Below are 12,317 nucleotides of genomic sequence, written 5' to 3' on the forward strand. Positions count from 1 at the left end.
AATCCGCCTTTCATCGAGCGTCGGCCCGACTGTCGGAGCAGTACGGACCGCCTGTGCCGACCGCGTCGAGGGGAGCGGGTGCGGCCGTCTCGGCCAGGCCGAGCACCGCACGTGCGATCGCGTCCGCATCGCCCAGGGTGACGGAGTCGACCCCGGGTCTGATCCCGGCGGCCGTGACCCAGTGCACCGCTTCCGTGGGCACGCCGTAGGCGAACCGTCGCGGGTGCGCCCGCCCCTGAGCGTCGATCAGGCGGTAGGGGCGGTCGGTGACGTCGAGCCCGTCGGTCTCGTAAGCCTCCGCGCCGCGGCCGGGGATCCGGTACGGGCGGCACTGTGCGGTGTGCAGCAGGTGCGACAGCAGCGGATCGGCGGTCCGCCGCAGGGAGGGCGGGGGCAGCCGGGCCTCGATCAGCGCGGAGACCCGCACCCGGTGTCCGGGGATCCGCGCCGACCACGCCACGAAGGCCGGCCGGACGGGGTCGGTCGACACGCGCAGCCCGGGGCCCAGCACGTCGAGCACCCCGGCCTCGATCAGCGCGCTCATCTCCTCGATCCGCTGGGCCGGCGGCCCGATGGACAGGAACGCGTTCAGCGGCGTGTACCAGCCGTCCAGGTCGTCGCGGTAGGACTCGCCGCTGATGCCCGCGTGGTCCACGACCAGCCGCACCTCGTTGCGCAGGTCCCGCAGGACGTCCAGCGCTGCCTTGAGCGGTCCGCTGACGTTGCCCTCCCGCGCCGCCCGGACGTCCTGCCGCACATACTCCAGCAGCCACTCCCGGTAGCTGTCCTGGGTGGCGAATTCCCGTGACCCGTAGGGGCGTTCGATCCACTCCCAGTCCCAGCGCTCGCCGCGGCCGATGCCGTGCCGGGTCAGCAGCTCGTCCTCCTCGGCGCCGCGGGCCGCGGCCAGGAACCGTGCGGTGAACGCCCCGGTCGCCGCACGGCCTCGGCGCCGGGCGAGGAGGGCGCCGTAGTAGACGCTCTCCACCTCCTTCGCGATCAGCGGCCACACGTCCGTACGGAAGTCCACCGGGGTGCCGTGCTTCGCCGCGGCGCGCAGCCGGGCGATCACCGGCGGGGACAGCAGCCGCGGTTCATGGCGACCGTAGGCGCCCTTCTCGTTCTCGCCCCGGGCGTGGTACGGAACGCCGCGCCGCGAACCGGCGTACAGCTGCGGCTCGCGGCCGGAGGGCAGGTAGACCAGCTCGTCGCCCTTGCGTTCGAAGGAGCCTCCGCGGCCCTCCGTCAGCAGGGCGATGTGGTCGAAGGCGTTCAGGCCGAGGCCGATCAGGAGCGTCGGCTCACCGGGCCGGATCGCGGACAGGTCCGCGTCGGCGGGGTTGCACGGCGGCTCATGGGCCAGACCGTGCTCTGCCGCGAAGCGCGCCAGCGTCAGGGTGTGCGGGTCCGGCCGGGCGGGCACGTGCCCCTGGGCCAGGACGACCGCGTCCAGGCCGGTGAGGCGCGCACCGCCCTCCAACGTCACCACCTGCTCGTCGGGGGCGTCGTCCAGCGCGACCGCCCGACACCGGTGGAAGCGCACGGACACCGACGCGGGGGCACCGTCCACGACGGTACGCAGCACCCACCGCAGGTATGCGCCGTAGAAGGCCCGCGTGGGGTAGGAGTCCGGGCCCAGGCTCTGGGCCTCGGCCAGGGTGGCCTCCCCGTACTCCTCCTCCGGCCCGCCGGGGGCGTCCGGCGATGCCTCGGCGGCCAGTCGGCGGGCCCACTCGTACAGGCTCGGGCCCGGTTCCACCGGCCCGCGCATCGTCACGCTGGAGTCGGTGAACATGGTGACCTGCGAGGCCACCGTGTTCATCAGCAGCTGCCGCGACTGGTCGGTGCGCCACACCCGTCCCGCGCCGGGCGCGGCGGGGTCGACCAGGTGGACCGTGCACGCGAGGGGCTCGGCCGACCGCCGGACGTTCGCGCAGATCCGCTCCACCACCGAGAGGCCACGCGGGCCCGCGCCCACTACGCAGACCTTCATCCGCCCGTCCGTCATCCCCGGCCGCCGGGTTGCGGCCGGCCGGCCACCGCCGCCATGACGCCGCGCAGCTCGTGGGTGGCCTCCTCGGCCCGGGCCAGCCGGCCGGCCAGTCGCTCGCGCGACCCGCCGGACGTGCGGCCGTGGCGCACCTGGTCGAGCCGGTGGGCCAGTCGCCGCCGTTCCCGGGCGAGCTTGCGCAGCCTGCGCCGTACGTCGTCATGGACCGGGGCGCCCAGCGCGGCGGGCAGCCACAGGCGCAGCCCCGGGGCTCCGGGAACCGTCACCGCGAAGGCGCCGTCCGGCGGCGGACCCGGGACCAGGGCCAGCTCGCTGAGGTGCCCGAACCAGCGCGTCGCGAGCAGCCGCGCCACCGCCGTGTCGGTGCTCTCGACGGTCACCGGGACGCCGACCGGGATGCCTGCCACGCCGCGCAGCCGTTCCGCCTCCTCCACCGTCGCCAGGACGGCCCGGACCGCCGCGACCAGTTGCTCGTCGGGCAGCCAGTCCGCGGCCGAGCGGGTGGCCGCCGCCTTGCGCAGCCCGGCCGCCGTGTCCGGCATGAACGGCTCGTACACGGCGGCGAGGTCGAGCAGCAGCTGCGGGGTGACGCCGGCGCCGTCGGCCTTGGCGCGCACGGTCGCGTAGCGTCCCAGGACACGCGTGCCGAACGCGGTGACGGCCTCGACGGCACGGTCGAAGTGCCGCTCCCGCAGATGCCGGCGGACGGCCGCCCGGGTGGACCGAGCGGCGTGCCGGGCGTAGTGCTCCAGCTCGTCCGCGGCGGTGGGCCGAGAAGCGGGCTCGGGGGTGCGCACGACGAGTTCGGCCAGGTCGACGGCGCGGCGGCGGACGACCGCCTGCTGCGTGAAGATGTCCTGGCGGATCCTGATGTCCTCGGCGTCATGGCATGCGGAGAGCAGTGCCGCACGCAGCACGTCGCGGCCGTGCTCGGCGAGAGCGTCGTCCAGGGTGACGCCGTTGCCGCGGCTCTTGCTCATCTTCTGGCCGTGCTCGTCCACGACGAGGCCGTGCAGCCAGCACTCGCGGGTGGGCGGAGAGCCGGTCACGAAGGTTCCGATGGCCAGCAGCCGGATGAACCAGAAGAACAGGATGTCGCGGCCGGACGTCATCACGGCGGCCGGATACCGGCTCCGCGCGGTGGCGGCCGGCCAGCCGGAGACGGCGATCGGCCAGTGGGCCGAGTTGAACCAGGTGTCGAACACATCGGTCTCGGCCCGCAGGGCGCCACCGCAGTCGGGGCAGCTCCCGGCCCCGGCGGGAGGCAGCGTCCAGTAGGCGCAGTCGCCGCAGACGACCGCCGGAATCGGCTGACCCCAGCGGATCTGGCGGCTGATGCACCAGTCGCGCGCGGAGTCCAGCCAGTGCCGCGCCTCGCGCTCCACACTGCTCGGCCGGATCACCAGGTCGCCGTTGTCCAGTGCGGTGCGCACCGGGGCCATGAGCGGGGCCAGCCGCAGATACCACTGGTGGTGGAGCCGGGCCATCAGCTCGCTGCCGCACACCCCGCAGCGCTCGACGGCGCACTGGCGCGCGACGGTGCGCAGACCGAACCGCTCGACCGTCGCACGGCGCAGCTCCTGCCTGGACAGTCCGGGCAGGTCCGGAACCAGCGAGCGGCCGTCGGCGTCGAGTATCCCGGTCCACGGCAGTCCATGGGCCTCGGCGAGTTCCAGGTCCTGCTGCCGGTGCGCGGGTACGACCGGACGCGGTGCGCCGGTCGCAGCCGCCAGGACGGGCAGTTCCCGGCCGGTGGCCGGCAGCACGGCCGTACCGCCGGCCGCCGGGTGCCCCTCGGGGACGGCGAGCGCCACCGCGCCCCACAGTTCCTCGGCCGCCGCGAGCTCCACCACCAGCGGTCTGCCGTGCGGCCGCACGACCAGCAGCGCCAGCGGGACCCGCTCGGTGCCCACCGCGTGCTCCACGTCCGGGACCGTGCTGCGACAGGAGGGACACCACGGCATGACCCGCGCCGAGCGGTGCAGCAGCCCCGCCTCGGCCAGCCGGACGAAGGTCCCGTCGACGAGCTCCCGGTACGCCGGGGACAGCGTGTGCAGTTCCGTGTCCCAGTCGCAGTCGAGGCCCAGGGCGTGGAACTGACCGACGATGACCTTGCGGTAGTGGTCGGCCCAGGCCCGGGTCCGCTCGGCCACCGGCAGGTCCGGCCGGAAGGTCTCGTCCCGGCGCACCGCCGCGTAGGTGCCGAGCCCCGCGTGGTCGGTGCCCGGCACGTACAGCACGTCCGTGCCGTCGAGCCGGGCCGAGCGGACCAGGGCGTCCTGCACCGACAGCGTCAGGGCGTGGCCGAGGTGCAGCGTGCCGGTGACGTTCGGCGGGGGCATGGGGACCACCCAACGCCGCTCGGCGGACGTCACGGATGCCGCCTGGTCATGACCTCGCTGAGCACGGTGCCGGTCGGCGGCCAGACGGTGACCGGGGGCGGGGTCCGCCGCGGCCGGTCGGCGGCGTCCTGCGCCGGCTTGATCCACAGGTTCCGCTGGAAGACGGAGACATCGAGGTTGGACACGAAGAACCCGCGCAGGAACTCCATGTGCGCCGGCAGCCCGTCGGGCAGTTTCAGCGTGAACCAGTACTCGCGGCTCGACCGGGGCGGCACCTCCACCACCTGCGCGCCGGGGGTGACGCTCACCCCGTGCTGGTCCGACTGGTACAGGCGCAACCCGACCGCGCCGCGCAGCGGACGGTCCTGGTTGTTGGTGATCAGGACGCCCTGCGCGTGCTCGCCGCCGCGCCGGGCGGTGTCCTCGCCGAGCGCGATCGGGGGGTGGATCCCGCCCGCGACGTCCCACACGTTGCCGCAGGTGCTGCACAGGGCGAACTCCCGGGCGGCCTGGGGGTGGTAGTCGTGCCGGTACTCCCGCAGGACGACGCGCGCCCGGCAGTACGGACAGACGGTGGGCGGCAGGTGCCGGGTCACCTGGAAGGTGCCGTCCACGGACTCGAACTGCTCGAGCCAGACGAACGCGCCGGAGCCGATGCGGCCGAGGAGGTGGTCGCACAGCGCCTCGTCCAGCCGGGCGACCGTCGCCCGCAGATCGTCGGCGGCCGCGTCCGCCTCCCGCAGTGCCCGGGGCGCGGTACGGCTCTCCGCGCGGCGCCGGGTCAGGGCGGTCGCCCGGGCCCGCAGCTCCTGCTCGGTGTTGTCGAACCCCGGCAGATAGGTGCGCAGGAGTCGGCGGTAGGCGGTCGCGTTCGTCAGCACCCGGCCGAGGTCCTGGACCAGGTCCTGGTGCGGACGGACGGGTTCGACGCGCAGGGAGAGCGAGTTCAGCCGGAGCGTCTGCCAGGAGAAGACGAACAGCCGGGCGCTGCCGTCCTCCTCCAGCGCGATCGCCGTGCGCAGGTCGATGTCGCAGGGCTGCCCGTCCGGGCCGACGGCGTCGAGGACGCGCACCGAGGGGTCGGGGCCGGGGCTCGGCAGGCGCAGCTCCAGCAGTTCGGACTCCACCTCGGTGAACAGCACCTCCACGGCCTGCCCGTCCGTCGCGCGGGTGGCGACCTGGGCGCGGTCGGCTCCCGCGGCGAACGGCGTGAACTGCTGGTCGCCGAGGACCAGGTAGTCGGGGGCCTCGCGTCCCCACAGGGGAATGGCGTTGTTGACCAGCCGGACCACCTCCCCCACGCTCCGGCCGGTACGCAGCAGCCGTTCCGCCAGGGCGAGTTCGACGTTGTCGTCGCCGAAGCGGGTGCGCCGGCTGCCGACCGCGGCGACCCCGGAACCCTCCTGGTAGGTGAACGGCAGGGTGAAGTGGGGGTCGAACGCGCCGTCGCCGCCCAGCCGCATCACGTTGCAGCTGTTGAAGAAGGCGACCGGTGCGGTCAGGGCGTGGGCCGGAAGGACCTCGCCGTCCTTGACGCAGCGGCCGTCGTGCACACAGGCGGGAAGCCGGCTCCCCGGGGCGAACGGCGTGTTCTGCGCCGACCGGCCGCACAGCGCGTCGGGCCCCAGGTGGAACAGGTCCTCGCGGCTGTGCCCGGACAGGAACAGCGCGTTGACGCCGCCCATGGCCTCGAGGTAACCGACCGCGGACCGCTCGCGGTTGAGCAGGAAGGAGTCCGGGCCGACCTCGGGATCGGTGTCCAGCCCGGTGAACACGGAGGTGGTGGTCGCGGCCAGCGGCAGCTCCAGCGTCAGCTGACGGCCCACCACCGAACTGAGGACCTCGACGGAGGTGGCGGTGAGGAAGCCGACGGGGCGGGTGGCGAGGGCGAGGCCGTCCGCGAGGCGCCCGCGTGCCGTCCAGGACCGGCTGGTGGCGAGCTGGGCGATCTGCTCGACCGTCACCTCGTCGTGCGGGAAGGACAGGGTGAGCGGACCGGACCACTGCCCGGCTGCCCGGACGGCCTCGGCGGCGGTCGGCTCCCACAGATACGGGCGTCCGGTGCGCGCGGCGAGCAGCATGCCCGGCAGCGACCACTCGGGGGTGCCCCAGCCGAGGACGGCTCCCTCGCCCACGTCCGGGGTGTCCGCGCCGAGCAGCCGTGCCATCGCGGCCAGCCGCTCCTCACGGACCCTGCCGAGTTGCTGCAACTGCGCGTCGACGCTGCGGTGCACCTCCCGGTGCGGGCCGTCGGTGACGGCGGTCAGATACCAGCGGACCGGGTGGAAGGAGTCCAGCGGGGCCGCCCAGCGGTGCCACAGCACCTGGAAGTGCCGCCACAGCTCGACCGTCTCCGGGGCGGCGTCGCGCAGGAACTCGTGCATGGTGACGGTCGGACCGGGATCCGGCAGCGACGACGCCGGCTCCCGCAGGATCGGTGTCAGGGCGAGGTCCGGACGCCGGATCGCCAGGGCCACCATCGGCCCGTAGTCGTCCAGCGATTCGGTGAGCACCGGCACCGCGGTGCCGCTGTTGTCACTCGTCATCGTCATCGGCGCTCCGACCGAAGTAGTCGGCATTGGTCTTGATGTACGACGTCCACTCCTCCGGCACCTCGTCCTCGGGGTAGATCGCGTCCACGGGACAGACGGAGGTGCAGGCGGCGCAGTCCACGCACACCTCCGGGTCGATGTAGAGCATCGGAGTCTCGGGGGTGCCCTCGATGCAGTCCACCGGGCACGCGTCGATGCACGCGCCGTCCTTGACCCCTTCACAGGGCTGGGTGATGACGTAGGTCATGACGGTGCCCCCTTCCGCGCGCTGATGGCCTGGTCGTAGACGGTGACCTGGTCGTCCTCGACCTCGGTTCGGAACGTCCGCAGATCGCGGCAGTTGGGCTGGTTCACGCGGGCACCGGTGCGGACGTCGAACTTCACGCCGTGCCAGGGGCAGCGCAACAGGGAGCCCGACAGCTCGCCGCCGGCCAGCTCGACACCCTGGTGGGTGCAGCGGGCGGCCGTCGCGTACACCCAGTCCCCGTACCGGAACAGCAGCAGCGCCCGGCGCCCGATGGTGACCGGGTGCGGTGTGCGCTCGGGGATGTCGTCGAGCTTGAGCGTGACGGACGGAACCTGCTCGGAGGGAGCGACGGCGGAGTCCACGGGATGCGTCATCGGCCCTCTCCCAGCATGGCTCGGCGACGTGCGAGTTTGCCGCCGTCCTTGTCCTCGTAGGTGTCCAGCTTCACGCAGTACTTCTCGTCGAACATCAGGCCGTGGCGCCACGTGGTCTCCGTGACGACCTTCATCCACCAGCTGATCCGGATGACCACGGCCAGCTCCGCGGGGGTGAACTGGCGGGCCTCGTCGTGGGTGGCCCGGTTGATGCGGAAGTCCGCGAGACCCTTGAGCCTGCGGGTGCCGCCCGGCAGATCGACGTCGAAGACCAGCGGGGCCCGGGTCACGAAGCGCACGCCGTTGGCGCGGTGCCCGTTGTGATGGGCGTCCTCCATCACCGCGATGTCGGGGTGCTGGAACGCCTGTGCCTGCATGCGCAGGGCGCGGTCGGAGCTGTAGTTGCGCACCCGGCAGACGACGTTGTAGCGCATGCGCTGGCTGATCGCGTTCATGATCTGGTCGTTCTTCAGCCGTACGCCCTTCGCGGCGGGGTCGAAGTCCGAACGCACCGCCGTGTACGACATGACGTCGCTCATGGCGATGTCCTCGGGCGTCTCCAGCTTGTTGCCCCGCGCGCAGGTGATGATCGAGTAGTCGGCGTCCAGCTGCGGCAGGGTCAGCGCGTACGTCGCGAGTGCGACGAGGATCTCCGCGGGGTTGGTGCCGCTCTCGATGACCTGCTCGGTCAGGCCGGTGAACCGCGCGACGTGACCGTCACCGGGGGGCAGCCGGTGCCCGGTGCGTGCCTCGAGGTGGTCCTGGAGGTCCTCCGGGAGCTCGTCCGGGTTGATGTCCGCCTTGGGCAGGAACCACTCCCGGCGTTCCCAGGTGGCCCCGTTGATCCGCATGCAGCGGATGTGGTGCTGCTCGATGTCCTTGCGCAGCCCGACCAGCGACTCCGCGATGTCGAACAGGGACTCGGACTCGGCCGGCGGTGTCTCCGGGCGGCCGAGGATACGGTGGTAGCCGCGGCGCTTGGCGGTGAAGTACTCCTCCAGCAGGCTGAAGCTCAGGTCGGCCTGGTTCAGTTCGCTGACGGCCACCTTGCCGACCTGCCACAGCCAGAGGGTGGTGATGAGGATCAGAGCCTCGTCGGTCCAGTCCGCGACCGGTTTTCCCCTGCATTCGCCGATGATCTCCACGGCCTTGTCGTTGTCGACGGACAGCTCACCGACAAAGAACTGCAGCGGTCGCGGAATGACTACCTGCTCCTGGAGTTTCTCCAGCAGCTCTTCCCTTTTCTCCGTGCCGAGTTCGGACCAGCGCTGGACGGCATCGTCTGCGGACAGCGAGGCGGAGGAGTCGATGACGGGTACGGACATGGCAGCCTTCCCTTCCTCGGCCTCTCAGACGGCCGCGTGCACGTCGTCCCAGAACCTCACGTGGCGGACTATCTGATCCTTGGCCGCCTCGACGAGCCTGCGGTCCTTCTCGGACTGCGTGGCAACCGCTCCCCACAGGCCGCGGAAGTGCTCCACCTCCAGTTCCTCGTGGAGGTGGAAGAACTCCAGGGATTCAGTGATGCCGTACTTCTCCTGGAACGCGTCGATGGTGAGCCGATTGCGCTTGGGCGCCACCAGCTCCCGGCCCGCCAGCGCCGCGAGGGCCTCGTCACCGCTGCGCTCGGGCGTCATGTAGAGCTCCGCGAAGTGGTTCTCGTACGCCGTGGTGTGCGGCAGCGGGAGAACGTCGCGGGGGTTGTCCACGCCCAGGACCTTGAGGAACTGGACGGCCAGGCCGTGGTGGTCGCCGGAGACCTCTTCCTCGATGTGCTCGCTCAGCTCCTGGAGGATGTACTCGGTCTGCCGCCCGCTGCCGAAGGCCGGGCTCTTGGCGATGCACACGCCGAACCAGCGGTGGAAGGTGTTGCGCCACAGGTAGTACTGGAGAAAGACGTCGCGCACGTGCTCCAGCGGGAGTTCACCCCGGGTGAACGCCCGCCAGAAAGTGCTGTTGTCCAGTTCTCGGTCGACCGTGTCCGAAAGCTCACCGACGATGATGTCGCTGGTGAATTCCGTCGTCACTTGCCCTCCTAGGATGGAAACCAGTATCGAAAAGGGCACGGCACAGACCGGAGTCCGGTAACTGGCCAGTGCCGAGTGAGGGACTCGAACCCCCAAAGACCTGAAGGTCCACCCGCAAAAGCAGGCGCGTATTCCTTTCCGCCACCTCGGCCCGAATTGCGGAAACAATTTAACGCGGATCCGGCGCACTGCCAGTGGCCGAGGGGAGTAGCCGTTCGGCTACTTCGCGGGCGCGCACGTGTCCCGGCTCCGGGTGATCGCCCGGCTCAGTCCCACGCGTCCGACAGGCGCCGCGTGACGACCGAGCTGAAGACGCGCACGCCGCGTGTCGAGCCCGGATCGATGCCCGTGAGCTCCCGCACCCGGCGGAGGCGATAGTCCAGGGTGCGGGGGTGGACGTTGAGGGCTGCCGCCGTGGCGCCGCGGTGCATGTCGTGGCGATAGTACGCGTCGAGCGTGACCAGGAGGTCCGGACCGGGCCGCAGGCTCCGTGCCACGGCGTGGAGCCATGCGTCGACGAACGGCGCGTCGGCGACGGCGAGTTCGACGAACACGTCCGACACGGTGTGCGGCCGCGGCCGGGCGGACGCCCGTCGCAGCGGTGCCGCCCGGCTGATCCGCCGGGCCAGGTCGAGGGCGTCGGCGACCTCGGACAGCGGTGAGGTGACGGTGCCGGCGGCGCAGGGGCGACCGAGAGCCTGGGCGAAGTCCCGTACGAGATCCGATACGAGGTCGGGTGCCAGGTCGGGCGCCAGGTCGGACGCCAGGTCGGGTACGGAGTGCGGCTGTTCGGTGCCGGCGGTACCGGGTTCCGGAGACGCCGGGGGTGTGGCGGAACGCAGGGGAATCAGGGCGATCAGCTCACCGCTCCTGTTTCCCTTGCCCGGGCACCACGTCATCGGCGCGTGGTGGGTTTTCACCAGCGCCTCGATCTCCCTTTCCAGGTCGCGATCGCCGGCGGGACGGTCCGGCACCCGGATCACCGTCACCGCGCAGCGCTCGGGCAGTTCCATGCCCAGGGCCGAAGCGAGTTCCGCCGCGATGGGATCTCCGTTCAGCAACGACCTGGCCAGCAGGGCGGCCTGCTCGACGTACGGCAGACGGTGTCGCAGCGCCGTCACGAATCCCTGGCTGTAGGCACGGATACCGCGTTCTCCCTGCGGGGCGAACCAGCTCATCATCCGCATGAGTTCGTCGACGCCGACGCCGCGCTGAGCTTCGGTCGCCTCGTTGATCTCGCGCAGCATGAGTGAGGTGTGCAGGCGCAGGACCCGCTGCCGCGCGTCCAGCGACATCCCCGCCGCGGCCCGCATCTCGCCGATCGCCGCGATGCAGCCGAGGTCGTCGTCGCTCAACTCACTGTTGTCCGGGGACAGTTCGATCGTACGGCGGCGCAGCCACAACGCGTACTCCAGCGTCTCGGCGCGCGCCCGGGAGTTCGTGTCCAGGAACCCGAACTCCGGGATCTCGCGCGCGTACGCCTCGACCTCCCGGCGCGCGTTGGCCGGAGCCTGCCGGGCCAACTCGGCGAAGAAGCTGCCCATGGGCGCGAGCATGCCATTCCGGTCGAAGCGGCCGACAGGGGAAATCCGGACGGCACTTATCACTCTGCGCACATCAGAGACAACCGCGTCTGGGGCGCTTTGTCACAGTGCGCAAAATCCCTGGATCGGGGCATTCCCATCGCCTGCTCCACTTGTGGAGGCGCTGTGAACTGGCCTTAATGGGAACCGCGTACCAGCCCGTGGGGGAACACGACAGCATTCATTCCGGCCACTGCTCCGGATCAGCGCGGGAATCGGTACGGGAATCTCTCATCCGCGCGCCACTCGATGGTGCCTGTTCAAACGGGAGGGAAACACCGATGAAAGCAGGAACGAGAAAGAGAATCGCGGCGGCGGTGGCGGTCATGGCCACGTCGACGGCGCTCATGCTCAGCGCACCGGGCAGTGGCTCGGCCGCTCCCGCCGCCACTCCCAGCCTGCGCGCGTTCGGGATCACGGGTGACGGCACCCAGATGGCCACGTTCACCACCGACCGGCCGAACGTGCTCAACTGGGTCAGGGACGTCATCGGGCTCACGGGCGACACGGCTCTGATCGGCATCGACTTCCGCGTGCAGGACGGCCTGTTGTACGGCGTCGGCAACAAGGGCGGCATCTACACGATCAAGATCCCGACGGGCACTCAGGACGTCGTGATCACGAAGGTGTCCCAGCTCCAGTACGCGCTGCACGGCACGAACTTCGGCGTCGACTTCAACCCGGCCGCCGACCGGCTGCGCGTGATCAGCGACAACGGCCAGAACCTGCGGCACAACCTCAACGACCACACGACGATCCAGGACCTGAACCTCACCACCCCGCCGATCGAGGGCACGACCAAGGGCGTCTCCGCCGCCGCCTACACGAACAACGACCTCAACGGGGCCACCGCGACCACGCTGTTCGACATCAACACGACCGCCGACCAGGTCGTCATCCAGTCCCCGGCCAACAACGGCACGCTGGCGCCGACCGGCGGCCTCGGCATCGACGCGCAGATCAACGCGGGCGTGGACATCTTCAGCACCCTGTCGGGCGGCAAGACGGTCGGCAACGACGCCTTCGCCGCTCTCACCGCCTCCGGCGCCAACAGGCCCTCCCTCTACAGCGTCAACCTCTTCACCGGCGAGGCCACGCTCGTCTCCGACGCCGTCACGTCCAAGTTCCCCCTGAACATCACGGACCTGGCCATCTCCCTGACCGGCAGCTGAGCCCCTCCC

General features: G+C 71.3%; 9 protein-coding genes and 1 tRNA gene. 1 reads left to right on the forward strand and 9 read right to left on the reverse strand.

Going from position 1 to position 12,317, the window contains the following annotated elements; translation table 11 throughout:
• Window positions 1-10 precede the first annotated feature (10 nt).
• The 9 genes from ACSUPV_RS19055 to ACSUPV_RS19095 form a co-directional block, all read right to left on the reverse strand.
• Window positions 11-2,008, reverse strand: coding sequence for an FAD/NAD(P)-binding protein (locus ACSUPV_RS19055; protein ID WP_436947889.1), 1,998 nt, complete (start codon window positions 2,006-2,008; stop codon window positions 11-13).
• On the reverse strand, window positions 2,005-4,353 hold the full coding sequence (locus ACSUPV_RS19060; RefSeq protein ID WP_436947890.1) for a class I tRNA ligase family protein: 2,349 nt from the start codon (window positions 4,351-4,353) through the stop codon (window positions 2,005-2,007). Before ACSUPV_RS19060 ends, ACSUPV_RS19055 begins: the two co-directional genes overlap by 4 nt.
• A 29-nt stretch (window positions 4,354-4,382) precedes the next feature.
• Window positions 4,383-6,905, reverse strand: coding sequence for a hypothetical protein (locus tag ACSUPV_RS19065; protein ID WP_031116801.1), 2,523 nt, complete (start codon window positions 6,903-6,905; stop codon window positions 4,383-4,385).
• Window positions 6,889-7,152, reverse strand: a complete 264-nt coding sequence (locus ACSUPV_RS19070) for a 4Fe-4S dicluster domain-containing protein (RefSeq protein ID WP_031116802.1) — start codon at window positions 7,150-7,152, stop codon at window positions 6,889-6,891. The genes ACSUPV_RS19065 and ACSUPV_RS19070 overlap by 17 nt, the downstream gene beginning before the upstream one ends.
• A complete protein-coding gene (locus tag ACSUPV_RS19075) occupies window positions 7,149-7,526 on the reverse strand; it encodes a Rieske (2Fe-2S) protein (protein ID WP_436947891.1) in 378 nt (125 codons plus the stop codon). The genes ACSUPV_RS19070 and ACSUPV_RS19075 overlap by 4 nt, the downstream gene beginning before the upstream one ends.
• The gene (locus ACSUPV_RS19080) at window positions 7,523-8,851 is read right to left on the reverse strand and encodes a hypothetical protein (RefSeq protein ID WP_436947892.1); all 1,329 of its coding nucleotides are present in this window, start codon (window positions 8,849-8,851) and stop codon (window positions 7,523-7,525) included. The genes ACSUPV_RS19075 and ACSUPV_RS19080 overlap by 4 nt, the downstream gene beginning before the upstream one ends.
• Before the next feature lie 24 nt (window positions 8,852-8,875).
• On the reverse strand, window positions 8,876-9,553 hold the full coding sequence (locus ACSUPV_RS19085) for an iron-containing redox enzyme family protein (RefSeq protein WP_031116805.1): 678 nt from the start codon (window positions 9,551-9,553) through the stop codon (window positions 8,876-8,878).
• A 69-nt stretch (window positions 9,554-9,622) separates the two neighbouring features.
• Window positions 9,623-9,704, reverse strand: a tRNA-OTHER gene (locus ACSUPV_RS19090).
• A gap of 115 nt (window positions 9,705-9,819) precedes the next feature.
• Entirely contained in the window at window positions 9,820-11,097 is a 1,278-nt protein-coding gene (locus ACSUPV_RS19095) for a PucR family transcriptional regulator (RefSeq protein WP_436947893.1), read from the reverse strand.
• A gap of 365 nt (window positions 11,098-11,462) precedes the next feature.
• Here ACSUPV_RS19095 and ACSUPV_RS19100 point away from each other — a divergent pair, with 365 nt between their 5' ends.
• A complete protein-coding gene (locus ACSUPV_RS19100) occupies window positions 11,463-12,308 on the forward strand; it encodes a DUF4394 domain-containing protein (protein WP_436947894.1) in 846 nt (281 codons plus the stop codon).
• The last annotated feature ends 9 nt before the right edge of the window (window positions 12,309-12,317 follow it).

Origin of the sequence: Streptomyces sp. SudanB52_2052 (assembly GCF_964272415.1) — a bacterium.
Taxonomy (GTDB): Bacteria; Actinomycetota; Actinomycetes; order Streptomycetales; family Streptomycetaceae; genus Streptomyces; species Streptomyces olindensis.

Bases quoted from the DNA above. Each gene is read 5' to 3' on its own strand.
- ACSUPV_RS19055 (WP_436947889.1), bottom strand. From the start codon at position 2,008: ATGACGGACGGGCGGATGAAGGTCTGCGTAGTGGGCGCGGGCCCGCGT.
- ACSUPV_RS19060 (WP_436947890.1), bottom strand. From the start codon at position 4,353: ATGCCCCCGCCGAACGTCACCGGCACGCTGCACCTCGGCCACGCCCTG.
- ACSUPV_RS19065 (WP_031116801.1), bottom strand. From the start codon at position 6,905: ATGACGATGACGAGTGACAACAGCGGCACCGCGGTGCCGGTGCTCACC.
- ACSUPV_RS19070 (WP_031116802.1), bottom strand. From the start codon at position 7,152: ATGACCTACGTCATCACCCAGCCCTGTGAAGGGGTCAAGGACGGCGCG.
- ACSUPV_RS19075 (WP_436947891.1), bottom strand. From the start codon at position 7,526: ATGACGCATCCCGTGGACTCCGCCGTCGCTCCCTCCGAGCAGGTTCCG.
- ACSUPV_RS19080 (WP_436947892.1), bottom strand. From the start codon at position 8,851: ATGTCCGTACCCGTCATCGACTCCTCCGCCTCGCTGTCCGCAGACGAT.
- ACSUPV_RS19095 (WP_436947893.1), bottom strand. From the start codon at position 11,097: ATGGGCAGCTTCTTCGCCGAGTTGGCCCGGCAGGCTCCGGCCAACGCG.
- ACSUPV_RS19100 (WP_436947894.1), top strand. From the start codon at position 11,463: ATGGCCACGTCGACGGCGCTCATGCTCAGCGCACCGGGCAGTGGCTCG.